The following is a 23,585-nucleotide window of genomic DNA, read 5'->3' as shown; positions in this document are numbered from 1 at the left end:
TTCGCACAATGGCAGAGGCTATATCTCTTGCGAGTTCACTGCCGCACAGGCAGCTTAGAAATTTGATGTTATTACGTCCACCACAGAGGGCACGTTCACTGCCGCACAGGCAGCTTAGAAACGATACGGATGGTGACAAGCCTTGATACTGGCGTTCACTGCCGCACAGGCAGCTTAGAAATAAGCAAAAAGTAAGGCGAACATCAACTGATAACGATAGGGTGGGGCTGGCAGTTTTTGCTTACTTGATTTTCCCCCTAGATCTGTTTTTACAACATGTGATTTTGTGACAACAGGTTAGGTTTCTTTTGGTTAAGGGAACTTTTCTAAAGTTGATCAATGACTTCCTTTTGTTTCAGAAGGAACAGCTCAAAATTCCTTGAAAATTCCCAGTAAAGTTCAAGCACCCTTTCTCCTTCCTCTGTAAGCTCCGCTCCCCCTCCGCCTGCGCCGCCTGTTTTTTTGACCACAAGAGGTTTACGCGCAAGCGAATTCATGGTGTCCACCATGCCCCACGCCTTGCTGTAGGACATATTGAGCATAGATGCCGCTTTTGACATGGAGCCGTGCTGTTTAATGAGTTCAAGAAAGTGTATTTTGCCCAGTCCGAGAAAGTTTTTTCCGTTTTTATCGATCCAGATTCTGCCGCCATATGTGTATTCGCCTGCGGTTTTGCTGAACAAATCGTTTTTTAAGCTCATATCACGACCTTTTTTAAAATTTGTACAATAATGTTATACACCTATTCTGACGAAAAAACCGCATGGAACTGATAAAAAAAGGCGGGGCTGCCCCCGCCATAGTTTGGTGATGTGTATGGATAATTATTTTGTTATGAGCTTAAGCCCCACAGGTATGCCGACGGGAACTTTTTTGCCGTCAAGAACCGCCTTTGCTGTTTCAACGCCTTTGGCGCCGATGAAAGCTGGCTGCTGTGCCACTGTGGCTGAAAGCGCGCCGTCTTTAACAGCCTTAACAGCATCATCTGTTGCGTCAAAGCCGACAACCATGATTTTTCTGCCGGAAGCCTGAATAGCTCTGAGGGCGCCGAGCGCCATTTCGTCGTTATGAGCGAAAACAGCGTCTATAACGGGCTGAGCCTGAAGGATGTTCTCCATTACGTTGAGCCCTTTTGTTCTGTCGAAGTCTGCTGTCTGGCGGGCGATAACGGTGATCTGCGAACCTTTGAGCGCTTCGTTGAAGCCTTTACCTCTGTTTCTGGCTGCGGATGTTCCGGGTATGCCCTCAAGTTCCACAACGTTGCTCTGCTTGCCAAGTCTCTGAACTATGTATTCACCTGCCATTTTGCCGCCGGCTACGTTATCTGAGGCTATGTGGGAAACAACTGTTCCGGCGTTTGCGCCTCTGTCAAGGGTGATGACGGGAACCTTTGCCCTGTTTGCGATGCGGATTGCGTTGCCCACAGCGTCCGAGTCGGTGGGGTTGATCAGTATAACCGCTACGCCTCTTGAAAGAAGGTCTTCAACGTTTGCTATTTCCTTTGCGGGATCGTTCTGTGAGTCAAGAACAATGAGCTGAACTCCGAGTTCTTTTGCCTTTGACTCAGCACCGTCCTTAAGGGTCACAAAGAACGGGTTGTTGAGCGTGGATACCACAAGACCTACTGGTTTCTGTGCAGAGAAGGCGGACATTGCAGTAATTGCAATAAATGCCGCCGCGATAGCTAAGATCCTTTTCATGCGACTCTCCTTTTTGTTTGATGTTATTTTTTTCTATCCATAAGGACAGCGATGAGAATCACCGCTCCCTTAGCGATCATCTGGTAGTATGAAGACACGTTCATGAGGTTCAGGGCGTTGTTAAGTATGCCTATTATCAGCGCGCCGATCAGTGTTCCGAAGATTGTTCCCACGCCTCCGGCGAGGCTTGTTCCGCCGAGGACGACGGCGGCTATGGCGTCAAGCTCGTATCCTGCGCCCGCTGTGGGCTGAGCGGAGGAGAGACGCGCGGTGATTATTATTCCCGCCAGAGCGGAGAGGAGCCCGCTTATGGCGTAAACTGCGGTTTTTACTCTGCTGACACGCACACCGGAGAGTCTTGATGCTTCCTCATTGCCGCCGACAGCGTATACATACCTGCCGAAGCGGGTGTATTTAAGCACATAATAAGACACTGCGAAAACAAGAATCATTAGGAAAACAGGCACCGGAATGCCGAGAACATAGCCTGTGCCGAACCATGCGAAAACGTCCGAGCTTGCGTCAAAACCAGTTGAGATGGGTCTGCCGTCGGTAAAAACAAGGGTTGCTCCCCTGAGAAGGGTCATAGCTACAAGGGTTGCTATGAAGGGCTGAACCTTTCCTTTCGTTATGATTACCCCAGCGAAAACTCCCAGAACAGTTCCCAGAAGCAGGGTGGTCGCTATGGTTATGTACGGGTCAAACCCGCTTGAGATCATAAAAGCCGCCACGGCGCCGCATAGTGCGAGTATGGAACCCACTGAGAGATCTATGCCGCCGGTGAGAATAACGAATGTCATTCCCGCTGCCATCACCGCATTGATCGAGGTTTGGCGGAGAACGTTTAAGATATTGCTGACGGTGAGAAATCTCGGACTCAGAAGCGAGACTATCACTGCGAGAATCAACAGACCCAGAAGCGGTCTGAATCTGATGAGGAATTCCTTAACCGTCATTTTCATATGAATAACTCCGTCATTATGTTTTTATCAGGCTGTTTGTGTAAGCCCGCTTATGGCGAGCGTCATTATCTTTTCCTGAGTGGCGTCCTGTCGGGTAAGCTCACCGGATATGCGTCCCGCACTCATGATGAGTATGCGGTCGCTCATGCCCAGAACCTCAGGCAGTTCGGATGATATGAGTATAATAGCCATTCCGTCAGCCTTGAGCAGGTTTATCAGTTCGTATATCTCTTTCTTGGCGCCGACATCCACGCCTCTTGTCGGTTCATCCAGAATCAGGACATTAGGCTCTGTGACCACACCCTTGGCTATCGCAACCTTCTGCTGGTTGCCGCCGCTGAGGTTGACTACTTTCTGTGAAGGACCTGTGGTTTTTATGGACATCTTTTTTATGTATTCTTTTGATGTTTCCGTCTCTTTATCGTATGAAACATGCCTGAACACATTCTGATATTTTTTAAGAGCGGGCAGGGTGATGTTCTCTTTTATGCTCATGCCAAGAATCAGCCCCAACTGTTTTCTGTCTTCGGAGACGTATGATATGCCTTCGGCGATTGCGTCCGCCGGATGGGTAACCTTCAGCGGTTTTCCGTTCAGCCTGATTTCGCCAGCCGTGAGAGGGAGTACGCCGAAGATGGTTTTCGCAACTTCACTGCGCCCTGAGCCCATAAGCCCCGCTATGCCCACGACCTCACCTTTTTTCACCTGAAAGCTGATGCTTCGCACAAGAGAGTTGGTGAGACTGATCGCCTCAAAAACCACTTCCCCCTGCGGACAGTCGGACTTGGGGTATCTCTCAAGAAGCGGTCTGCCTACCATAAGCTGGATTATGCTCTCTTCATCCAGCTCCGCCACGGGTTTTTCGTCCACAAGGGTTCCGTCACGGAGGATTGTTGCCCTGTCGCAGACCTCAAATACTTCGGAAAGCTTATGGGAAATATAAACAAGTGCCTTGCCGTCATTTTTCAGTTCATTGATTACTTTGAAGAGATTTTCTGTTTCCACGTCCGTAAGCGCGTCTGTGGGTTCGTCCATGATTATGATTTTAGCGTTCATGGAAAGCGCCTTGGCTATCTCCACCATCTGCGCCTGACCGACACTGAGGGACGACACTTTGGACGTTGGAAGCGTTTTTTCGCCGAGGCGCACAAGGTATTCCGCAGCCAGAGCGTTCATTTCAGCGTATTTTATTTTACCGAAGGGGTTCACAGGCTCCCGCCCGAGGAAAATATTTTCGCTCACTGTGAGTTCAGGGATAAGGTTAAGCTCCTGATGGATTATGGCTATGCCTTTGTTTTGAGCGTCCTTCGGATCTTTGACGGTGAGTTTTTTGCCTTCATAAAGCATTTCCCCTGAGTCCATTGTGTAAACACCGCTGAGAATTTTCATCAGAGTGGATTTGCCCGCCCCGTTTTCACCCAAAAGCGCCATGACCTCCCCTGAGAAAATCCGCAGGGAAACATCGTCCAGAGCCTTTACTCCGGGGAATGTCTTGGTTATGCTTTTCATCTCAAGCAGAGGGGCGTTATTCATCAGAATACCACTCCGGAATGCAGGATTATATTGGCGTAAGGGGTGCATTCGCCCGTTCTGATAACAGCCTTGGCGTTCTTGGTCATCTCTTTGAAGCGCTCGTGGGAAACCATGGCGGTTTCAACGGGTTTTCCCTGTGTTTTTGCGGTTTTTTTTACTACAGCGGTTATCATGTCCCAAACTGTATGATTAGCCTTGATTATTTCTTCGGCGACGGTGATTTTCTCCACCTGAAGCTCAGAGAGGACATTAAGCAGAGTGGTGATGAAATCCGGCACTCCGGTAGTGAGGGCTAGGTCGATCCTCTCTGCGGAAGCGGGTATGGGCAGACCTGCGTCTGCTATGACTATGGTGTCGGTATGTCCCATTTCTGAAATAACTGCCGAAATACGGCTGTTAAGAAGCTGTCCCTTTTTCATATCAGCACCCTTTCTAATGTAATGATACCAGACGGTAAGAAGAGATCAAGTAAATGTTTTAGTAAAATTTTACTAAAAATTTAGTTGAGCGCTGCTAAAATGTGATATAATAATCATAAAGCAAATATGTTCCGTCCACATCAGGAATAAAATGAAAAAAAATATCACAGTAGCAGAAATCGCAAAGCTTGCAGAAGTTTCTCCCGCCGCCGTTTCCCTTGTGCTCAACGGCAAATCCGGCGTTGGATCGGAGACGAGGGAGCGGATTCTCAGAATTGCCCGTGAAAACAGCTACAAAGGACTTGAGGGCGGCGTGCCGAGGAAGAAGCGCAAAGCGCTGCTGTTTGTGAATATTGTCAAGCACGGACAGATCCTTAATGAGAACCATAAGGCATTCATAGCCGATTATATAGACGGAGCGCAGATGAAAGCGGGGAGCAAGGGCTATTCGCTGGAGGTCACGGCGTTTCCCTCCTTTAATCCCTCTGAGGTTGTTTCTTATCTCAACTCCTCCGGCGCAGACGGAGCGATCATACTTGGAACCGAGCTGGACGAAGGGGACATAACCCACTTTCTTAAGGTGCACATACCTCTTGTCTTCATAGATCTTCTTTATCCGCACATGCCCTTTGATTTCGTGGATATGAACAACGATTCTTCTGTTTACAACGCCGTTTCGCACCTTGTCCGCATGGGGCACAGGGAAATCGGCATAGTCACAGGCAGGAGAGAGACAAGCAACTTCGCCCACAGAAAGCGCAGCTTCGTTAAATCCCTTGAGCTTTCAGGGCTTAAGGCGGATGAAATGTTTTTCTTCACTGCGGATTCTAGATACGAGGACGCTTACAGGGACATGCGTGAAATACTCGCCTCCGGTGTAAAGATGCCGTCCGCTCTGTTCTGCGTGAATGATATAATAGCCATGGGCTGCGTCCGCGCGCTTAAAGAGAAGGGGTATTCCGTTCCGGAGGATGTTTCTGTGGTCGGGTTTGATAACCTGCCCGCAACATCAATGACAGAGCCTCCGCTGACAACAGTCAGTGTTTCCAAGAAGAAGATAAGCTCAAAGGCGGTAAGCCTCCTTACCCAGAGGATAAAGGAGGGCAGCCGCATGCCCTATGAGAAGATAATGATAGGCGGCGAGGTTATAGAGAGAAAAAGCGTGAAGCGCCTAGCGAATTTTAAGGAGGATTTATGAGCAGATTTTGCGTAGCGGGAAGTCTTAATATAGATCTGGTTACAAGAACAAAGCGTTTCCCGAAAAAAGGGGAGACTGTGCAGGGCGAATCATTCAGCACGTTTACAGGCGGCAAGGGGGCGAATCAGGCGGTTGCTCTCTCCAAGCTCGGAGCAGAGACGGTTATGACGGGCAAGCTCGGCAATGATATATACGCTGCGCAGTATATGGAGTATTTCAGAAAGCTGGGCATCAGCACCGAAGGGATAACCCGAGAGGAAACCTCAACGGGAATAGCCGTTATTACCGTGGATGAAAACGGGGAAAACTCTATAATCATCATCCCCGGCGCAAACGGCAGAGTAAGCGCGGAATATATAAAAGAAAAAAATGAGCTTATCGCGAAGGCGGATTTTCTGCTGCTCCAGCTTGAGGTGCCCATGGAAGCGGTGCTTGAGGCAGCGAAGATCGCAAACTCCGCAGGAACGAGGATTATATTCGATCCGGCGCCGGCGGGGGATGTTCCTTCTGAGCTTCTCAAACTTGCAGATATAATTACACCTAATGAAACCGAGGCGGAAGCGCTCACCGGAATACGCCCTGATGATCAGACAGGGTTTGAGGCTGCCGGAAAAGCTCTCACCGCTAAGGGTGTGAAGGCTGCTGTGATGAAGGCAGGCAGCAGGGGCGCGTACATTTACCAAAACGGCAGGCTCATCCATGCGGAGGGCTTCAAAGTGAACACCGTGGACACCACCGCGGCGGGGGACACGTTTAACGCGGGGCTTGCCTATGCGCTCGGCGAGGGTATGGCGCTTAGAGCCGCAGTGAGATTCGCCAACGCAGCAGCAGCCATTTCAACCACAAAACACGGCGCTCAGGATGGAATGCCCTCACTCAATGAGGTGCAGGGTCTGCTTGAGGGCTGATTTTTCTCTTCACATAACTGCCGACTGTACATATAGTGCCTAAATGTTAAGACAAATTTGTTGACTTTTCAGCGCAGTTATTTTAGCCTATAAAAAATATAGGTTTTATGGATATGTATGAAAACCGAGGCTAAGCGGTTCCACACACGGAAGGCTCTTAGCCTTTTTGTTTTGGATTGCCTTTTTGACGGCGGCAGAGGAAATTAATGATTCAAATTAATAATTTAGGCAAGGTTTATTCCACAGGGCGAAGCAGTACCCGTGCTCTCGGCGGTGTAAATCTGAATATTCCCAAGGGTTCCGTTTACGGCATCATAGGTCTGAGCGGAGCCGGTAAAAGCACTCTGGTGCGCTGCCTTAACCTTCTGGAAAAGCCCACGGAAGGGCAGATACTTGTAAACGGGCAGGATCTCACTTCGCTTTCAGGCACTGATCTCCGCATAGCCAGACGGAAGATAGGGATGATATTTCAGCATTTCAATCTCCTTGCATCAAGAACTGTGGCGGAGAACATCGCCTTTCCCCTTGAGATAGACGGCATGAAAAGGGCTGCGATTAAAGAGCGTGTCTCAGAGCTTCTTCCTTTGGTCGGACTCACGGAAAAAGCGGATTCTTACCCTTCCGAGCTCAGCGGCGGGCAGAAGCAGAGGGTTGGCATAGCCCGTGCGCTTGCCCTCAAGCCGGATGTTCTCCTGTGCGATGAGGCAACCTCAGCTCTTGATCCGCAGACTACTCTCTCTATTCTCAGCCTGCTTAAAGACATCAACCGTGAGCTTGGGCTTACGATAGTTATAATAACCCACGAGATGAAGGTGATCAAAGAGATCTGCACCCACGTCGCAGTCCTTCATGATTCCAGATGCGTTGAGGATGCCTCTGTGGAGGAGGTCTTCACCGCTCCGAAATCTGAAACGGCTAAAGACTTTGTCGCCAGTGTTTTCCCTGCCGAGCTGCCGGAAGAGCTCCTGAAAGAGCTTTCAGCCCATGCGGACGCAGAGCTTGTGCGTATAAACTTTCTCGGCGATGCCGCATCAAAACCCGTCATAAACGGACTCGTAACAGAGTGCGGCGTGCAGATAAACATTCTCTACGGCAGCATAGAGCATCTGCGCTCATCGCTCTTCGGCAACCTGATACTGGAAATACGGGGAACGGCGGAGCAGCGCGCCCGTGCCCATGAATATCTCAAAAGAAATAATCTCACTTTTTCATACCTGAGCAGGGGAGGAGCAGATGCCTGATTCAGTTTATCTGTTTAAAATGCTGAAGCTTGTGTCTCCCGCAGTGTGGGAGACTCTGTACATGATCGCCGCTTCCGGCGCTATGGCGTATATAATCGGGCTGCCGCTGGGTATTTACCTTGTTGTGTCCTCCAATGGACATATTCTCCCCAACACTTGGGTGGAAAAAACTCTCGGCACGGTGATCAATATCCTCCGTTCCGCTCCGTTCATCGTGCTTATGGTGGCACTCATCCCCTTTACAAGGGCAGTGGTGGGCACATCGATCGGCACAACTGCGGCAATTGTCCCGCTTGTTATTTCAACAGCGCCGTTTGTGGCAAGGATTGTCGAGACATCGCTGAAGGAGGTTCCCTCCGGAGTAATCGAGGCGGCGCAGTCCATGGGCGCTTCCCCTTGGCAGATAATAACTAAGGTTCTGCTGCCCGAATCAAGAAGCTCGCTGATTCTGGGTGCGGCTATAACGGCTATTAATGTTGTGGGCTACACTGCTATGGCGGGCGCCGTGGGCGGCGGCGGTCTTGGAGACCTTGCCATCCAGTACGGCTACAACCGTTTCAGGACAGACGTGATGATAATAACCGTGGCGGTGCTGGTGATAATTGTTCAGCTTATCCAGACACTGGGTATGAGGCTGGCGGTTCGCTACAGCTACGGAAGAAAAATATAAGTAAGGAGGAGTACATGAAAGGTGTTACTTTAAAAAAACTGCTGCTCGGTGCGGCGGTTCTGATCGCATCAGCGGTTCTTTTTGCCGGATGCGGCAAAAAAGAGGAGAAAGAGGCATCAGGCGAAGCCGCTCCCGCAGCCGCTGAACAGCAGGCTGTTACAGTGAAAATAGGCGCCACCCCCGTTCCCCACGTGGAGATACTGGAGTTCGCAAAGCCTATTCTTGCGGAACAGGGCGTTAATCTGGAAATAATCACTTTCACCGACTATGTTCAGCCGAACCTTGCTCTGGACAAGGGCGAGCTTGACGCGAACTATTTTCAGCATTTTCCGTATCTTGAGTCTTTCAGCGCTGATCACGGTCTGAGCCTCAGGGCTACAGCTAAAGTTCACATCGAGCCAATGGGCTTCTACTCAGCAAAGGTGAAGTCCATTGCCGAGGTTGAGGATAACGCAGTTATCGCCATTCCCAACGATCCCACAAACGGCGGACGCGCACTTGCTCTCCTTGAAAAGGCAGGGCTTATCAAACTTGCTGACGGCGCAGGCATAAAGGCGACTGTGCAGGATATAACCGAAAACCCCAAAAATATCACAGTGAAAGCGCTTGACGCAGCTCAGCTTCCCCGTGTGCTTGAAGACGCTGCGGGTGCGGTGATCAACACGAACTTCGCTCTTGAGGCGGGGCTCAACCCCTCCAAGGATGCTCTTATCATTGAGGATAAGGACTCGCCCTATTCAAATATCCTTGTTGTAAAAGCAGAGAGAGCAAATGAAGAGGCGCTCGTTAAGCTTGCGGAAGTTCTCGCTTCTCCTGAAGTGAAAGCCTTTATAGAAGAAAAATATCAGGGCGCGATTGTTCCCGCTCAGGAAGTAATAAGATAACAAAATAAAACGGGGCGGATAAACCTGTCCGCTCCGTAAAAATCTTCATGCGTTTTTCATTCATATCATGCTAACATTGGGCATGCGGTTAATAAAAAACATAAAGAACAGACACTTCCTTGTTCTTGCTCTCTATTTTATTCTTGCGGTTCTGCTGGCGGTTTTTCTTCATTCATTCCTGAGGAAGCACAGTATCCATGAAATAGTTGCCGATCTCAACGGTATTCCCGCATATAAAAAAGCAGCCGCACTGGTGCTGACCTCTCTGAGTTTTTTTATACTTTCATTTTATGATTTTCTCGGACTGAAATACGCCGGAGCAAAGGTCGGGAAAAAACAAGTGATGCTCGCCTCGTTCATAAGCTACGCCTTCGGTAACTCCATAGGGCTTTCCGTGCTTGCTTCCGGTTCTGTCAGATACAGGTATTATTCAGCCTGCGGACTGAGCTTCGGCGATATTTCAAAAGTGATAATTTTCACGACGGCAACCCTTTGGGGCGGTCTTGTGACGCTGAGCGGCATTACCTTTGCCGTCCATTCCCCTCTGCTGTCTTTCCCTTTTATAAATCTTCGCTATGCGGGTGTTGTGCTGCTTCTGGCATCCGCCGCTTATATCTTTATGCTTTTCCGCTACAGAGAGCCTTTCAGTATATACAGCATGCCCGTCAGTCTGCCTTCGCCCTCACTCGGAGTGATGCAGATATTTGTGGGCTGTGCGGACTGGCTCTGCGTATCGGCGGTTCTGTATGTTCTCCTGCCCGATTCGGCGAATATAGGCTATTTCAGTTTTCTGAGTATTTTCATGCTTGCTCAGGCTGCGGCGCTCATAAGCCATGTTCCGGGCGGCGTGCTTGTTTTTGAGACGGTGCTTCTCTCTTTTCTTCCGCCTGAATCATCCGGAGCGGCTATAGGCGCTCTTCTGGTTTTCAGGATAACTTACTACATCCTCCCGCTCCTCGCTGCGGCTTGTCTGGTGGGCTTTTCGGAAGTTTTAAGGCTGAAATCGGCAATGGCAAAACCTATCCTGTTCGCGGGGAGGATGTACAATGCTGTAACGCCTATGCTTATGGCGGCGGTAGTGTTCATCGGCGGCGCATATCTGCTTTTCAGCGGCGCTACTCCCGTCAACCCTGACCGTCTGCCGTTTCTGGCGAAGATAATTCCCCTGAGTCTCATGGAGTCGTCTCACTTTCTGGCGAGCCTTGCCGGAATGGGACTTATAATCCTTTCCAGAGGGTTGCTGAAAAAGATCGATCTCGCATACCAGCTTACTCTCATTCTGCTTACGGTGGGCGCTGTGCTTTCTCTGTTCAAAGGCGCAGAGGTTGAGACTTTCGCTCTTCAGGGAGTGATAATCTTTGCTCTTTTCCCCACCAGAGGGCTTTATAATAAGAAGAGCTCCTTCATCAGCGAAGTTCTGACTAAGGAGTGGTTCTTCACTATTCTTGTAATATTTCTTGTTTTCACTTGGCTCGGTTTTTTCTCATACAAGCATGTGGAATACCGGAGCGAACTCTGGTGGACATTTACTTTTGACGATCAGGCACCCCGCTTCCTCCGTGCTATGGTGGGGCTGTTTACGCTTATTGCCGTTCTTGCGGCGTTTAAGCTCATTCAGCCGTCAAAGCCTGCTTTCGTCCCTTATACGGATGATATAAATAAGCTGATTGAGCCTGTTGTCGCTAAAAGTGACGACACTACGGCATATCTGGCGTATCTGCCCGACAAACAGTATCTTTTCGGAGAAGACGGTAAAAGCTTCATAATGTACGGAACGGAAGGGCGCAGCTTTATCAGCATGGGCGATCCGGTGGGACCGGAAGAGCTTGCCGCTGAGCTTGTGTTCCGTTTCAGAAAGATGAGTGAGGAACACGGGTGCAGAGCCGTTTTTTACGAAGTGGGGGCGGACTATATCCCCCATTATCTGGACGCGGGGCTTAAAATCTTTAAAATCGGCGAACAGGCAAGAGTGAAGCTTGCTGATTTTTCTCTGGAAGGAAGCCACTGGAGCGGAATGCGCAACACCATAAAAAAAGCGGAGAAGGAGGGCTGCTCACTGAGAATTTTTTCAAAAGAGGAAGTTCTCCCCCTGCTTCCTGTTTTCAGACAGCTTTCCGATGAATGGATGCAAACCAAGAACAGCAGAGAGAAACGCTTCTCTCTCGGCTGCTTCAGTGAGGATTACCTCATGCGCATGCCTTTTGCGGCGGTAATGAGGGATAATAAGCCGGTAGCGTTCGCCAACCTCTGGATGACTGATTCAAAACATGAACTTTCAATAGATCTTATGAGATACGGAAACGACGCTCCGAAAGGTATAATGGAGTACCTGTTCATTAAGCTGATTATCCATGCGAAAGAGGAAGAATATGAGTTTTTCAACCTCGGTATGGCTCCGCTTTCCGGTTTTGAGCTGCACTCATTCTCCCCGTTCTGGAACAGGCTTGCGGGCATAATGTTTAAGCACGGTGAAAGATTCTATAATTTCAAAGGCTTAAGAAGCTATAAAGAGAAGTTCAAACCCCAGTGGGAACCGAGATACATCGCCGTTCAGAGTATTTTCTCTCTCCCTTCCGCTCTTAAAAGCATCGCGAGTCTCATAAGCGGCGGCGCATCGGGCATATTCAGCAAATAAATGATGATTATTCGCTTAATTCAGGCTATCTTTTTCTGAATAAAACTCTTAGCAGGGGGAGAAAATGGACGGATTTAAAAATGTCTCGGTGGTGAAGAAGGCGAACGTATATTTCGGCGGCAATGTCGTGAGCCGCACGGTCAGGTTTGAAGACGGCTCAGTGAAGACTCTTGGCTTCATGCAGGCAGGGGAATACACCTTCAACACTGCTGAGGCGGAGGTTATGGAGTTTATGAGCGGCGAGCTGGAGGTTGATCTGCCTGACAGGAGAGAACCTCTGGTAATAAACGGCGAATGCACATTTGAAGTGCCCGCAAACTCAAGCTTTAGTCTGAGGGTTTCCAAACCCGCCGATTACTGCTGCTCATTTGTGAAAAATAAATAAACCGCTCCGAAAAGGGGCGGCTTTTTCCCCGACCGATGTTATATTAACAGCATAACTAATTAAGACGGAGAACCCCCCTTTGCCTATCTGGAACCCATGGCACGGATGCACAAAAATCAGCCCGGGATGCGACCATTGCTACGTATACCGTATGGACGCCGTGCATAACAAAGACAGCTCCAAGGTTGAAAAAACAGGAAGCTTCAATCTGCCGCTGAGATGCACAAAAAGCGGCGACCACAAGCTGACAGGAAGCGATGTGGTGTACACCTGCTTCTCATCAGACTTTTTCCTGAAAGAGGCGGATGAGTGGCGCCGGGACATATGGGAGATGATACGCTTCCGTTCGGATCTGAATTTTTTCATCATAACCAAACGGATAGACCGCTTCCGTGTCTCCCTTCCCGATGACTGGGCAGAGGGGTACGAAAACGTGACCATATCCTGCACTGTGGAAAACCAGAAAATGGCTGACTACCGCCTGCCGATTTTTCTGGAAGTCCCAGTGAAGCATAAATCTATAATATGTGAGCCCCTGCTTGAAGCCATTGATCTGTCGCATTATCTTACCTCTGCCATAGAATCTGTCATTGTCGGCGGCGAATCCGGCACAGAGGCGAGGGAGTGCGATTACGACTGGGTGCTATCAATACGTGATCAGTGCAGGGCGGCGGGAGTGCCGTTTAATTTCAGGCAGACAGGCAGGCACTTTCGCAAGGACGGAAAGCTGTATACTCTCCGCCGTGAGCTTCATCACTCTCAGGCGAAAAAAGCGGGGATAGATCTGCCTTGAAAAATAAAACTGGCACACTTATTGCATCCGGATACCTGAATAAGCGGACAGGTAAACACATGATAATCAAACTGCGGAATTCATTAATTGTTCTGGCTCTTCTGCTGACAGCCGTCAGTGTTCTGGTGAGCATTACCTACCACAGCGCCAATGTGGTCATAGAGAACACCGTGCTTGCGCATCAGCAGAATGTGGCGGCGCAGGCGGCCGCTACAACGGAAATGTGGCTTAAGCATCAGATGCAGGTTGTGGATTCTGCAATCGATCAGCTCAACAAGATAGAGCATCTTTCGGAAGAAACCACAATGTCCGTTCTGAAAATGGCGATAGCCGCAGGTGATTTCAGCGATGTTTACATAGGGCTTGAGGACGGAACTATGATAGACGGAGCGGACTGGATTCCGCCTGAGGGTTATGATCCCAGAGTCCGTCCTTGGTACATCAACGCCGTCAAAGAGGGAAAAATGGCTGTTTCCCCGCCTTATATAGATATGACAACCATGGAGATGGTTATAGCTCTCTCCGCTCCCCTTTTCAGGGATGATAAAATGATAGGCGTGATCAGCAACGACATAATTCTCGACATGCTGGTTAAGAATGTGATGAACGTGAAGGCGGCGGAGACAGGCTATTCCTTCATCGTCAATTCCGAAGGAACATACATGGTGCATCCGGATCAGGAGCTTCTGCTTAAGCACAGCCTTCAGGAGACAGATCCAAGCCTGAACGGAGTCATGGAGCATTTCAAAAGCTTCGGTTCCGGCACTTTCTCATATAAGGTCGGCGGACAGGAGAACATTCTCGCCTATCAGCTTATCTCAAGCGTCGGCTGGTACCTCTGCACCACAATGACAAGGGAAGAGGCTTATGCCCTGTCCGAGCGCACTTCTATGCTTTTCGCCGCTGAATCCGCTCTCAGAGCGGTAGGGCTGATGGTTCTGCTCACAATGGCTGTTGTGGGCGGCAGCGCTTTTCTGCTTTTCATTTATAACCGCCGCTACAAATCCACAGTTCTCCAGCACGCCGAGCAGATAAGCGGGATGAATCAGGATCTTGCGTGGAACATAAACAGGCGTAAAGAGGTGGAAACCCACTACCAGACGCTCTTTCATGTGGCGAATGACGCCATCCTCATAAGCAAGGGGATGATAATCGTGGAGTGCAACGAGAAGGCCAAAGAGGTCTTCGGCGTAAATCATTACGGTATAATCGGAAACAACATGCTTGATCTCTCACCTGAGTTTCAGCCCGAGGGCGAAAACAGCCTAGAGAAGGTTAGGCGCATTATAAATAAGGCGAGCGAAGGGGAACAGCAGTCCTTCATGTGGAGCTTCCTCCGCTCAGACGGAACAGAGTTTCCCTGTGAGGTTAACCTCAAGAGCCAGCATCTTAACAAGGAGGAGTTTATCCTCATAAGCATCAGAGATATATCAAAACGTGTGAACGCCGAGCAGCAGCTCAGACAGGCGCAGAAAATGGCAGCCATGGGTGAGATGCTGGGTGCTATAGCTCACCAGTGGCGTCAGCCGCTGAACACTCTCTCAACCTATGTGGTAAGCATACAGTCAGCCTTTTACAACAGCATGATCACCAAAGAGTTTGTGGAAAAGCTTGTCACAGCGGCAGATTCCCAGATTCAGTTCATGTCCAAAACCATAGATGACTTCCGTCATTTCTTCAAACCCAGCAAAAACAAGGAGCATTTCAGCATCGCAGAAGTCATAGACAGCTCAGTGAAGCTTGTTCAGCCGAACTTCAAGCAGAGCGGAATCACGATGAAAGTGACAGTGCCCGATGACGTGGCTCTTGTTGTGTACGGCTACAGAAGCGAGTTTGTGCATGTAATAGTGAATATTCTCGCCAACGCGCGGGACGCTGTGATTGAAAGATTTGTTTCACAGCCGGACGCGGACGCCCGTGAGATAAAAATCGATGTTGAGAACCTGACAAACAATGTTATGATACACATCACAGATAGAGGCTGCGGCATAACAGAGAGCATGATGCCGAAGATTTTTAATCCGTACTTCACCACAAAGGGCACCGCCTCCGGCACCGGAATGGGGCTTTACATGGCAAAAATGATAGTTGAAAACGAGATGCACGGCACAATCACCGTAAAAAGCGGCGAAGGAAAGACGGTTTTCACCATCTCCCTGCCCAAGCACGCAGAGGCTTAATGATAGATTTCAACAACTACGGCTCAAGCATTCTTCTTGTGGATGATGAAAAAGACGAGCTTGAGGCGTATTCCTTCCTGCTTCAGTCCATGGGAATAAAGAACATAACCGCCCTTGAGGATTCAAGAGAGGTTATGAGTGTTCTGCGGACTATGCCTTCGCCAGTGGTTTTTCTGGATCTTAACATGCCCCACAAGTCCGGTCAGGAGGTTCTGCGGGAAATCAAGGAGCAGATGCCCCATGTTCCGGTGATTATCTGCACTGCCAATTCGGAGATCGAGGTCGCTGTGGAGTGCCTTAAGCTGGGCGCCCATGATTACCTTGTAAAACCTATAAATATGAACACGTTCAGCTCTGCGCTGAGAAATGCCCACGAGATAAGCGCCCTGCGTTCCGAGCTTCTCTCCATGAAAGGAATGAACTTCGGCGGCGGTCTCAGGCGGCAGGATATTTTCAGCCGTATAGTAACCAGAAACGCTGAGATGCACGGTATTTTTCAGTATATTGAAGCAATAGCGGTGAGCGGTCAGCCTGTGCTTATTCTTGGTGAAACAGGCTCCGGAAAGGAGATGATCTCCCGTGCCATTCATGATGTCAGCGGCTTCACCGGCGAGTTTGTGGCTGTGGATGTTTCCGGTCTGGATGACACACTGTTTTCGGATACACTTTTCGGACATGCCAAGGGAGCCTACACAGGCGCGGACAGTGTGCGCTCAGGACTTATCGAGAAGGCAAGGCAGGGTACAATCTTTCTGGATGAAATAGGAGACCTGAGTGAGGTCTCACAGGTTAAACTTCTGCGTCTTTTACAGGAGCGGATATACTATCCTCTCGGTTCGGACAAGCCGAAGAGATGCGAGGCGAGGATAATCGCCGCCGCAAACAAAGACCTCAGCTCTGCCGCTTCCTCCGGCGGATTCCGCAGGGATTTGTATTACAGGCTCAGCACCCATCTTATCAAAATTCCGCCCCTCCGTGAGAGAAAAGAGGACATTCCGCTTATCGCGAACTATCTTGCGGAAGAAGCGGCTAAAACAGTCAATAAACCCAAGCCTGAGATCAGCAGGGAGGCTATGAGCCTTATCACCTCCCACACATTTCCCGGGAATATACGTGAGCTTAAAACCTATATCTATGATGCTGTGGTGCGCTGCACGGACGGCATAATCACGGAAAATATAATCGCCGGACGCTTGGGCGGCACTGAAGTTCTCCCTGCTGCGGACGCTGAAACCGTCAGCTCCCTTGAGAAAATCTTCGGGCGCTTCCCCACGCTGGATGAGGTTTCGGAATACGCCGTCAGTGAGGCTCTCAAGGCTTCGGAAAACATGAGTCAGGCGGCGAGGCTTTTAGGCATTTCAAAACAGGCTCTCCACAAACGTCTCAAAAAACGCACCTCCTGATCTGGCATGCTTATTGCACCTGACAATGCTGTAAGTTAAACAGCGTGAGAGGTGAAAAAATGCCTAAGCATTACAGAACACTCATAAACGGCAAATGGGTGGAAACGGGTAAGGAACTCGAAGTAAAAAATAAATTCAGCGGCGAAATCTTCGCCTATGTTCCGCAGGCGGATGAAGCGCTCACTGACGAGGCTATAGACGCGGCGGAAGCGGCATTCAGATCATTTCGCAGGATGCCCGCACACAAACGCTCGGAAATATTGGAGAAGACGGCGCAGGGTATACTTGACCGTGCGGATGAAATAACCGAGATAATCTGCCTTGAGGCGGGTAAGGCGTGGAAGTTCTCCATGAACGAGGTACTGCGCAGTGCGGAGACATTCAAGTTCGCGTCGGAAGAGACAAAACACATCCACGGTGAAACAATTCAGATTGATGCCAGCAAGTTCGGTGAAAACCGCGTCGGCTATTTCCTGCGTGAGCCTGTGGGCGTAATCGGCGCCATAACCCCCTTCAACTTCCCTCTTAACCTTGTGGCTCATAAGGTTGCCCCTGCAATCGCTGCCGGAAATACCGTTGTGCTGAAGCCTGCCTCATCCACACCGCTTTCGTCCATAATTCTCGCTGAAATAATGGAGAAAGCAGGGCTCCCTGCAGGGGTGCTTAATGTTGTTATAGGTTCAGGCGCAACAGTGGGAGACACAATAGTTATAAGCCCTAAAACCAAGAAAATCACCTTCACCGGTTCTCCCGGGGTAGGGGATCAGATAATGCGCAAGGCAGGGATCAAGAAGGTTACGCTGGAACTCGGTAACAACTCGGCTACGATCATTGAGCCCGATGCCGATCTTGAAAAAACCGCCGCCAGATGCGTTGTGAGCGCTTTTTCAAACTCCGGTCAGGTGTGCATCTCCCTCCAGAGGATATACGTTAACAGCAAATGCGTGGACAGGTTCACTGAGCTGTTTGTGGAAAAGACGAAAGCGCTGAAAATCGGCGATCCTATGGATAAGGCGTGTGATGTCGGACCCATGATAGACTCAAAAGAGCTTAACCGTATCGACTCATGGGTGAAGGAGGCTGAAGCTCAGGGCGCTGTTATTGCCGCAGGCGGCAGGGCGGAAGGCATGGTTTATCTTCCAACGGTGCTTACAAACGTTACTGAGGAGATGAAGGTAATGTGCATGGAAACCTTTGCTCCAGTGGTGTCCATAGTGGCTTATGATGATTTTGATGATGCTCTGGCGAGAGTGAATGATTCCGATTTCGGACTTCAGGCGGGTATATACACGACAGATATAAACAAAGCGATGAAAGCCGTTGATGAACTTGATGTCGGCGGCGTGATGATAAACGATACATCCACTTTCAGGGTCGATCATCTCCCCTACGGCGGCAACAAGCTCTCCGGTCTCGGCAGAGAGGGCGTTAAGTTCGCCATGGAAGACATGATGACGATTAAGATGGTGATGATTAACAGAAATTAACCATGCAACTCCATGGATGGAGTTGCGCCGTGCGGAGCGAAGCCGTGTTTATCACGGCGTGAGCGTGTATCCAAAATTTCCAAGGATGGTAAATTTTGGATTGTAAAGACAGAGATTGCTTCACTCTTTCAGGGTTCGCAATGACAGCAGTTTACGTCACTGCGAGGAGCATAAGCGACGAAGCAGTCTCTAACGAGTTTAATGACTGCAGTTAAGTTTCCCCTGCCCGCAGTTTCTACCGTGCTGCGGGCTTTTTATTTTGGAGTAAACCATGGTTGACCCTGTAGCCTCTGGTTGACGCTCATGTAAACCAAAGTTAACCCGTATATACGCATAGTCCTTATTCAGGCTGTTTTCGCTTATTTGTCAGATAAAAAAGATCTGTGGCACAACCGTTGCTCATAACTTTAAAACATTTTTGAATCCGGAGGCTGTTTCAGATGTTAAACGGAAAGGAATTGGCAAATATAAGCACACACCAGAGCGAGCGCACCAAAAAGATAATCGATGACAAAGCCGCATACGTGGCAGCAGGAATATCATGCACCTTCCCTTTGGTTGTGAAGCAGGCTAAGGGCGCAGTCATAGAGGACACGGACGGCAATACATATCTTGACTTCTACGCAGGCATAGGCGTTACCTCCTGCGGACACTGCCCTGATGAGGTTGTAAAAGCAATAAAGGATCAGGCGGACAAACTCCTGCACTCCTGCTTCATGGTCAGCATGTACGAACCTTACGTGCGTCTTGCGGAGAAGCTCACGCAGATAGCTCCGGGTAAATCGTCCAAGAAGGCGATGTTTGTAAACAGCGGCGCTGAAGCTGTGGAAAACGCAATCAAAATAGCAAAGACATATACCAAGCGCACAGGCGTGGTTGCCTTTGAATCAGGCTTCCACGGAAGAACACTCCTCACGATGACACTCACAAGCAAGGTCAAGCCGTACAAAGACGGCTTCGGTCCTTTCGCTCCCGAGGTTTACAAGGTTCCGTTCCCCAATGTTTACAGGGGGCAGATAAACACCTCCGAGGAGGAGGCGTGCAGAGCTTACCTTGACTATTTCAGACGTTTCTTTGTTTCCGAAGTCAATCCCATGAATATAGCGGCGGTTATCCTTGAACCGGTGCAGGGCGAGGGCGGCTTCAATGTGCCTCCCAAGGGATACTGGCAGGGTCTGAGAGAAATATGCGACGAATACGGCATAGTTCTCATTGCGGACGAGGTTCAGTCAGGCTTCTGCCGCACAGGCAGAATGTTTGCCGTGGAGCATTTCGGCGTAGAACCTGATCTCGTGACAATGGCAAAGTCTCTTGGCTCCGGAATGCCTATTTCCGCAGTGGTCGGCAAAAAAGAGATTATGGACTCGGTGGGCGCAGGCGGAATAGGCGGCACATACGGCGGAAACCCTGTTGCGTGCGAGGCTGCCCTTGCTTCCATCAGGATGATGGAGGAGCAGAACCTCAGCGAAAAATCACTGAAAATAGGCGCTTACATCATGGACAGAGCGAGAGCGCTGCAAAAAGAATTTCCACAGATGGGCGATGTGCGCGGTCTGGGCGCCATGATAGGCATCGAGTTTGTGAAAGATCCGGCGACCAAGGAACCTTACAAGGACGCTGTATCCTCCATCAACGCCGAATGCTTTAAGCAGGGTCTGCTTGTGATAGGCGCGGGGATCTTCGGCAACGTGGTGAGGTTTCTCCCTCCCCTCGTACTCACCGATGAACAGCTTAAACAGGCTATGGATATATTTGAATCTGCTGTGCGCAAAACGTTGAAATAGGAACAGTTCCATGGATGGAACTGCGCCGTGCGGAGCGAAGCCGCATTTACTGCGGCGTAAGCGTGTGTGGCAATCCGACAGGATGTGCGGATTTCAGTTATTAAAATGTTAACCACGGCGGGGTATCCCGCATAAACACTGATACAGGAGAAAGATATGAAGTTTTTCAAAGTACTGCCTTTTCTTGCGCTGCTTACCGCACTCTGCTCTTTCGGGCAGGCGGAAGCCGCAGAAACAATCAAAATCGGCAACATTATCCCTCTCTCAGGTCCTTCTGCCTCTGTGGGCATTCAGGGCAAAAACGCCCGTGAAATGGCTGTTGAAGAGATCAACGCAGCAGGCGGCATCAAGTCACTAGGCGGGGCGAAGCTCCAGCTTGTTTTCTCAGACAGTAAAAGCGACCCGACCACAGGGGTTACTGAGGCTGAGCGTCTTATCAATTCAGAAAAAGTACACGTGCTCACTGGCGCATGGAACTCCGCAGTAACCTACCCCGTTACTCAGACCGCCGAACGCTACGGCATGCCCTTCATAGTTCCTGTTTCAGTGCGTGACACTATCACAGAAAGAGGCTTTAAAAACGTTTTCCGTATAGCTGCCAAGGATTCATGGTGGACAAGGGATCAGTTCAAATTCCTTGATGACATGAAAAAGGAATTCGGCGTCGATGTTAAAAACGTTGCCTTTGTTTATGAAAACGGCGACTGGGGAGTGGGCTTCGCTGAAAAATGGCGTGAAATGGCAAAAGAAAGAGGCTACAAAGTTGTTCTTGATGAGCCTTATCCCAGTACGGCAAGTGACCTCACGCCTGTTGTTATCAAGCTTAAACGCTCCAAGGCTGACGTTGTCTTCATGACTTCTAACGCAGCGGACGCAATCCTCCTTACAAACACAATGGCTGAAATGAAAGTTAACGTAAAAGCCATAATCACCAGCGGCGGCGGACACGCTGACCCTTCCTTCCTCAAAGCGGCAGGCAAAAACGCTGAATACATATTCGACCTTGTAGAGTGGGAAGCGGATCTTAACCGCCCCGGACTTAAGGAAACCAACGAGAAATTCACTAAAAAATACGGCTACAGCCTCGCCGGAGAGTCTGTTGATGCTTATGCGTCAATGTATCTCATCAAGGACGTGCTTGAAAGAGCAGGCTCCACAAAGCCCGAAGCTGTACGCAAGGCGCTTATCGAAACCAACCTCTGCGGCGGCACTGTGGGTCTTCTTGCCTATGACTGCATCCAGTTTGACCAGAGCGGTCAGAACAAAAACGCCAGCCTCGTAATAGTTCAGATCCGCCAGAAAGGCAAGGATATGGAACGTATCACGGTATGGCCCAAAAACGTGAGAAGAGCAGGCTATACCCCTGTATTCCCTCAGCCTAACAAATAATTAAAGTCTCAAAAAGGAAAGGAGGAGGGCTCAGGTTCTCCTCTGCGCCTTTTTTTTAAGGAGCTGACACATGATTGGTTATGTCGAGTCTGTGATAAACGGCATTCTGATGGGGTCTATTTACGGGCTCACCGCCGTCGGGCTTACACTTATTTTCGGCGTGATGAAGGTTATAAACTTCGCCCACGGCTCCATCCTTATGGTGGGAATGTTCGCCGCTTACTGGTTTGTGACCCTTACAGGGGTGAACCCCTATCTGGCGCTGTTTGTGGTTGTGCCGTTTCTTTACTTCTTCGGTTTTTATCTTCAGAAGTTTGTAATAAAGCCCATATTTGAGGCGGAAAAAGACATCCGCGAGCCCATAACGGTGATCATCGTTACAACAGGGATATGGTATGTTCTGGACAACCTCGCGCTGCTTCTCTTCGGCGCTGAGTTCAGGGTGGCTAAGACCGTTGTCTCCGGTCAGATGCTTGAGATATTCGATATGTATTTCCTCTGGTCAAAGATAATAGGCGCAGGGGTGACTCTTCTTCTCGGCATTTATCTTTACTGGTTTCTCAGGCATTCCCGCATGGGCAAGGCAGTACGTGCCACAAGCCTTGACCGTGAGGCGGCAACGCTCATGGGAATCAAGCAGACCAGAATATACAATATCGTTTTTGGACTAGGCTGTGCCTGCTGCGGCGTAGCGGCCTGCGTTCTGGTTCCGTTTTATTATGTTTATCCCACAGTGGGCGTTCCGTTCGACATAAAGGCATTTGTAATTGTCGTTCTCGGCGGTTTGGGAAGCGTTCCGGGAGCCATTCTCGGCGGCATAATCATCGGACTCATCGAAACAGTCGGCGCTCAGTTTATGGCTGCCACATGGACAGAGATGCTTATTTACGTATTTTTCCTGTTTGTTCTGTTCGTTAAGCCGTCAGGGCTTTTCGGTCTGAAACAGGATTATTAGGGGAGGGCGGTATGAAATTTCTTCTTAATCAAAAGCCATCCAACATTGGCATAGCCATTGGAATAATCGCTCTGCTGTTCGCTGTTCCTATGTTTGTGAGCAGTCCTTCGGTTATGCAGATTCTTATACTCATAATATTCTATGCTTACCTCACCTCCTGCTGGAACTTTGTTGGAGGGTTTGCGGGCGTTCTCCCGCTGGGGCATTCCGCCTTTGTGGGGATAGGGGCTTATACGTCGACCACTCTTTATCTTACCTACGGTCTCAGTCCGTGGATTGGGATGTTCGCCGGAGGCATAGTCGCGGCGCTCATGGGGATACTCATAGGTCTGCCGACACTTAAGCTCAGAGGCGCTTATTTTGCCCTTGCCACCATTGCCTTCGGTGAGGGATTAAGGGTTTTTGTCGAAAACGTGGAGAAGATCGGTCCGCTTGAGATCAGAGGACCCAAAGGGCTCCTGATCAATCTTACCGAAAGCTCGTTTGCTCATTTCCAGTTCATGAGCAAGGTTCCCTACTACTACATAATACTCGTTATGCTGCTTCTGGTTCTTCTGCTTACTTACATTATGATGAACTCCAAAATAGGCTACTATCTTGCGGCGGGCGGCGAGGAAAAGGACGCGGCTGAGGCTCTGGGTATCAAGGTTTCACGCTATAAGCTCATCGCCATGATCATAAGCTGCTTCCTTACGGCTCTCGGCGGTACTTTTTATGCTCAGCTTATGCTTTATTTTTATCCCAAGTCTGTTCTGGGGCTTGAATTGTCATACGAGATAGCGTTCATAGCCCTCATAGGCGGCAGAGGAACCATACTGGGTCCGGTGCTCGGCGCTCTTCTGCTCCGTCCGGTTAATGAGCTGACGAGGATATATCTCTCCGATTCTCTGCCCGGGCTTCATCTTATCATCTTCGGTCTGGTACTTATTATTGTGATGCGTTATCAGCCCCGAGGGCTTGTTGAGCCTGTTTCCAGATGGATAGGCATGCTTAAGGACAGGTTCTCGTCAAAACCGGCCGTAAAAAGCGGCGAAGCGGTCACGGATTAAGGAGCGGAAT

Annotated in this window: 20 protein-coding genes and 1 CRISPR repeat array (1 of these 21 cut by a window edge); of the genes, 15 read left to right on the top strand and 5 right to left on the bottom strand. The window is 49.6% G+C overall.

Annotated features, from left to right (window positions below; translation table 11 throughout):
• A CRISPR array of direct repeats spans positions 1 to 181; the repeat unit is 28 nt; unit sequence GTTCACTGCCGCACAGGCAGCTTAGAAA (it extends 5,253 nt beyond the left edge of the window).
• A gap of 145 nt (positions 182 to 326) precedes the next feature.
• The 5 genes from EP073_RS08775 to rbsD form a co-directional block, all read right to left on the bottom strand.
• On the bottom strand, positions 327 to 701 hold the full coding sequence (locus EP073_RS08775; RefSeq protein ID WP_128466778.1) for a winged helix-turn-helix domain-containing protein: 375 nt from the start codon (positions 699 to 701) through the stop codon (positions 327 to 329).
• Between the two features lie 123 nt (positions 702 to 824).
• A complete protein-coding gene (gene rbsB / locus EP073_RS08770; RefSeq protein ID WP_128466777.1) occupies positions 825 to 1,700 on the bottom strand; it encodes a ribose ABC transporter substrate-binding protein RbsB in 876 nt (291 codons plus the stop codon).
• Positions 1,701 to 1,723: 23 nt separating this feature from the next.
• Positions 1,724 to 2,662 carry a ribose ABC transporter permease gene (rbsC, locus tag EP073_RS08765; RefSeq protein ID WP_128466776.1) on the bottom strand — a complete coding sequence of 313 codons (939 nt, stop codon included), beginning with the start codon at positions 2,660 to 2,662 and terminating at the stop codon, positions 1,724 to 1,726.
• A 27-nt stretch (positions 2,663 to 2,689) separates the two neighbouring features.
• Positions 2,690 to 4,195, bottom strand: a complete 1,506-nt coding sequence (locus EP073_RS08760; RefSeq protein WP_128466775.1) for a sugar ABC transporter ATP-binding protein — start codon at positions 4,193 to 4,195, stop codon at positions 2,690 to 2,692.
• Positions 4,195 to 4,614, bottom strand: coding sequence for a D-ribose pyranase (rbsD, locus tag EP073_RS08755; RefSeq protein WP_128466774.1), 420 nt, complete (start codon positions 4,612 to 4,614; stop codon positions 4,195 to 4,197). The genes EP073_RS08760 and rbsD overlap by 1 nt, the downstream gene beginning before the upstream one ends.
• 151 nt (positions 4,615 to 4,765) lie before the next feature.
• Between rbsD and EP073_RS08750 the strand changes: the two genes are divergently transcribed.
• From EP073_RS08750 to EP073_RS08680, 15 genes are all read left to right on the top strand, one after another.
• The gene (locus EP073_RS08750; RefSeq protein ID WP_128466773.1) at positions 4,766 to 5,812 is read left to right on the top strand and encodes a LacI family DNA-binding transcriptional regulator; all 1,047 of its coding nucleotides are present in this window, start codon (positions 4,766 to 4,768) and stop codon (positions 5,810 to 5,812) included.
• Positions 5,809 to 6,720, top strand: coding sequence for a ribokinase (gene rbsK, locus EP073_RS08745; protein WP_128466772.1), 912 nt, complete (start codon positions 5,809 to 5,811; stop codon positions 6,718 to 6,720). Before EP073_RS08750 ends, rbsK begins: the two co-directional genes overlap by 4 nt.
• A gap of 206 nt (positions 6,721 to 6,926) precedes the next feature.
• Positions 6,927 to 7,961 (top strand): methionine ABC transporter ATP-binding protein, encoded by a 1,035-nt coding sequence (locus tag EP073_RS08740; protein WP_128466771.1) that lies wholly within the window; start codon positions 6,927 to 6,929, stop codon positions 7,959 to 7,961.
• Positions 7,954 to 8,631, top strand: a complete 678-nt coding sequence (locus tag EP073_RS08735) for a methionine ABC transporter permease (RefSeq protein WP_128466770.1) — start codon at positions 7,954 to 7,956, stop codon at positions 8,629 to 8,631. The genes EP073_RS08740 and EP073_RS08735 overlap by 8 nt, the downstream gene beginning before the upstream one ends.
• Positions 8,632 to 8,645: 14 nt before the next feature.
• Positions 8,646 to 9,515, top strand: a complete 870-nt coding sequence (locus EP073_RS08730) for a MetQ/NlpA family ABC transporter substrate-binding protein (RefSeq protein ID WP_128466769.1) — start codon at positions 8,646 to 8,648, stop codon at positions 9,513 to 9,515.
• An 82-nt stretch (positions 9,516 to 9,597) separates the two neighbouring features.
• Positions 9,598 to 12,150, top strand: a complete 2,553-nt coding sequence (mprF, locus tag EP073_RS08725; protein WP_164885321.1) for a bifunctional lysylphosphatidylglycerol flippase/synthetase MprF — start codon at positions 9,598 to 9,600, stop codon at positions 12,148 to 12,150.
• A 64-nt stretch (positions 12,151 to 12,214) separates the two neighbouring features.
• Entirely contained in the window at positions 12,215 to 12,535 is a 321-nt protein-coding gene (gene ppnP / locus EP073_RS08720; protein ID WP_128466767.1) for a pyrimidine/purine nucleoside phosphorylase, read from the top strand.
• Positions 12,536 to 12,614: 79 nt separating this feature from the next.
• Entirely contained in the window at positions 12,615 to 13,328 is a 714-nt protein-coding gene (locus tag EP073_RS08715) for a DUF5131 family protein (RefSeq protein ID WP_128466766.1), read from the top strand.
• A gap of 59 nt (positions 13,329 to 13,387) precedes the next feature.
• Entirely contained in the window at positions 13,388 to 15,508 is a 2,121-nt protein-coding gene (locus EP073_RS08710) for a cache domain-containing protein (RefSeq protein WP_128466765.1), read from the top strand.
• Positions 15,508 to 16,911, top strand: coding sequence for a sigma-54-dependent transcriptional regulator (locus tag EP073_RS08705; RefSeq protein WP_128466764.1), 1,404 nt, complete (start codon positions 15,508 to 15,510; stop codon positions 16,909 to 16,911). Before EP073_RS08710 ends, EP073_RS08705 begins: the two co-directional genes overlap by 1 nt.
• 59 nt (positions 16,912 to 16,970) lie before the next feature.
• Positions 16,971 to 18,398 carry an aldehyde dehydrogenase family protein gene (locus EP073_RS08700; RefSeq protein WP_128466763.1) on the top strand — a complete coding sequence of 476 codons (1,428 nt, stop codon included), beginning with the start codon at positions 16,971 to 16,973 and terminating at the stop codon, positions 18,396 to 18,398.
• A 440-nt stretch (positions 18,399 to 18,838) separates the two neighbouring features.
• The gene (gene gabT / locus EP073_RS08695) at positions 18,839 to 20,182 is read left to right on the top strand and encodes a 4-aminobutyrate--2-oxoglutarate transaminase (RefSeq protein WP_128466762.1); all 1,344 of its coding nucleotides are present in this window, start codon (positions 18,839 to 18,841) and stop codon (positions 20,180 to 20,182) included.
• Between the two features lie 156 nt (positions 20,183 to 20,338).
• The gene (locus EP073_RS08690; RefSeq protein ID WP_128466761.1) at positions 20,339 to 21,571 is read left to right on the top strand and encodes an ABC transporter substrate-binding protein; all 1,233 of its coding nucleotides are present in this window, start codon (positions 20,339 to 20,341) and stop codon (positions 21,569 to 21,571) included.
• Positions 21,572 to 21,641: 70 nt separating this feature from the next.
• On the top strand, positions 21,642 to 22,526 hold the full coding sequence (locus EP073_RS08685; RefSeq protein ID WP_128466760.1) for a branched-chain amino acid ABC transporter permease: 885 nt from the start codon (positions 21,642 to 21,644) through the stop codon (positions 22,524 to 22,526).
• 11 nt (positions 22,527 to 22,537) lie between these two features.
• Positions 22,538 to 23,575, top strand: coding sequence for a branched-chain amino acid ABC transporter permease (locus tag EP073_RS08680; RefSeq protein ID WP_128466759.1), 1,038 nt, complete (start codon positions 22,538 to 22,540; stop codon positions 23,573 to 23,575).
• The last annotated feature ends 10 nt before the right edge of the window (positions 23,576 to 23,585 follow it).

It is taken from the genome of Geovibrio thiophilus (genome assembly GCF_004087915.1).
Lineage (GTDB): Bacteria > Chrysiogenota > Deferribacteres > Deferribacterales > Geovibrionaceae > Geovibrio > Geovibrio thiophilus.
The sequence above is the reverse complement of the archived record's forward strand: the minus strand, read 5'-3'. Positions and strand labels throughout refer to the sequence as shown.

Coding starts and splice junctions, on each gene's coding strand:
- EP073_RS08775 (WP_128466778.1), bottom strand. CDS start 701: ATGAGCTTAAAAAACGATTTGTTCAGCAAAACCGCAGGCGAATACACA.
- rbsB (WP_128466777.1), bottom strand. CDS start 1,700: ATGAAAAGGATCTTAGCTATCGCGGCGGCATTTATTGCAATTACTGCA.
- rbsC (WP_128466776.1), bottom strand. CDS start 2,662: ATGAAAATGACGGTTAAGGAATTCCTCATCAGATTCAGACCGCTTCTG.
- EP073_RS08760 (WP_128466775.1), bottom strand. CDS start 4,195: ATGAATAACGCCCCTCTGCTTGAGATGAAAAGCATAACCAAGACATTC.
- rbsD (WP_128466774.1), bottom strand. CDS start 4,614: ATGAAAAAGGGACAGCTTCTTAACAGCCGTATTTCGGCAGTTATTTCA.
- EP073_RS08750 (WP_128466773.1), top strand. CDS start 4,766: ATGAAAAAAAATATCACAGTAGCAGAAATCGCAAAGCTTGCAGAAGTT.
- rbsK (WP_128466772.1), top strand. CDS start 5,809: ATGAGCAGATTTTGCGTAGCGGGAAGTCTTAATATAGATCTGGTTACA.
- EP073_RS08740 (WP_128466771.1), top strand. CDS start 6,927: ATGATTCAAATTAATAATTTAGGCAAGGTTTATTCCACAGGGCGAAGC.
- EP073_RS08735 (WP_128466770.1), top strand. CDS start 7,954: ATGCCTGATTCAGTTTATCTGTTTAAAATGCTGAAGCTTGTGTCTCCC.
- EP073_RS08730 (WP_128466769.1), top strand. CDS start 8,646: ATGAAAGGTGTTACTTTAAAAAAACTGCTGCTCGGTGCGGCGGTTCTG.
- mprF (WP_164885321.1), top strand. CDS start 9,598: ATGCGGTTAATAAAAAACATAAAGAACAGACACTTCCTTGTTCTTGCT.
- ppnP (WP_128466767.1), top strand. CDS start 12,215: ATGGACGGATTTAAAAATGTCTCGGTGGTGAAGAAGGCGAACGTATAT.
- EP073_RS08710 (WP_128466765.1), top strand. CDS start 13,388: ATGATAATCAAACTGCGGAATTCATTAATTGTTCTGGCTCTTCTGCTG.
- EP073_RS08705 (WP_128466764.1), top strand. CDS start 15,508: ATGATAGATTTCAACAACTACGGCTCAAGCATTCTTCTTGTGGATGAT.
- EP073_RS08700 (WP_128466763.1), top strand. CDS start 16,971: ATGCCTAAGCATTACAGAACACTCATAAACGGCAAATGGGTGGAAACG.
- gabT (WP_128466762.1), top strand. CDS start 18,839: ATGTTAAACGGAAAGGAATTGGCAAATATAAGCACACACCAGAGCGAG.
- EP073_RS08690 (WP_128466761.1), top strand. CDS start 20,339: ATGAAGTTTTTCAAAGTACTGCCTTTTCTTGCGCTGCTTACCGCACTC.
- EP073_RS08685 (WP_128466760.1), top strand. CDS start 21,642: ATGATTGGTTATGTCGAGTCTGTGATAAACGGCATTCTGATGGGGTCT.
- EP073_RS08680 (WP_128466759.1), top strand. CDS start 22,538: ATGAAATTTCTTCTTAATCAAAAGCCATCCAACATTGGCATAGCCATT.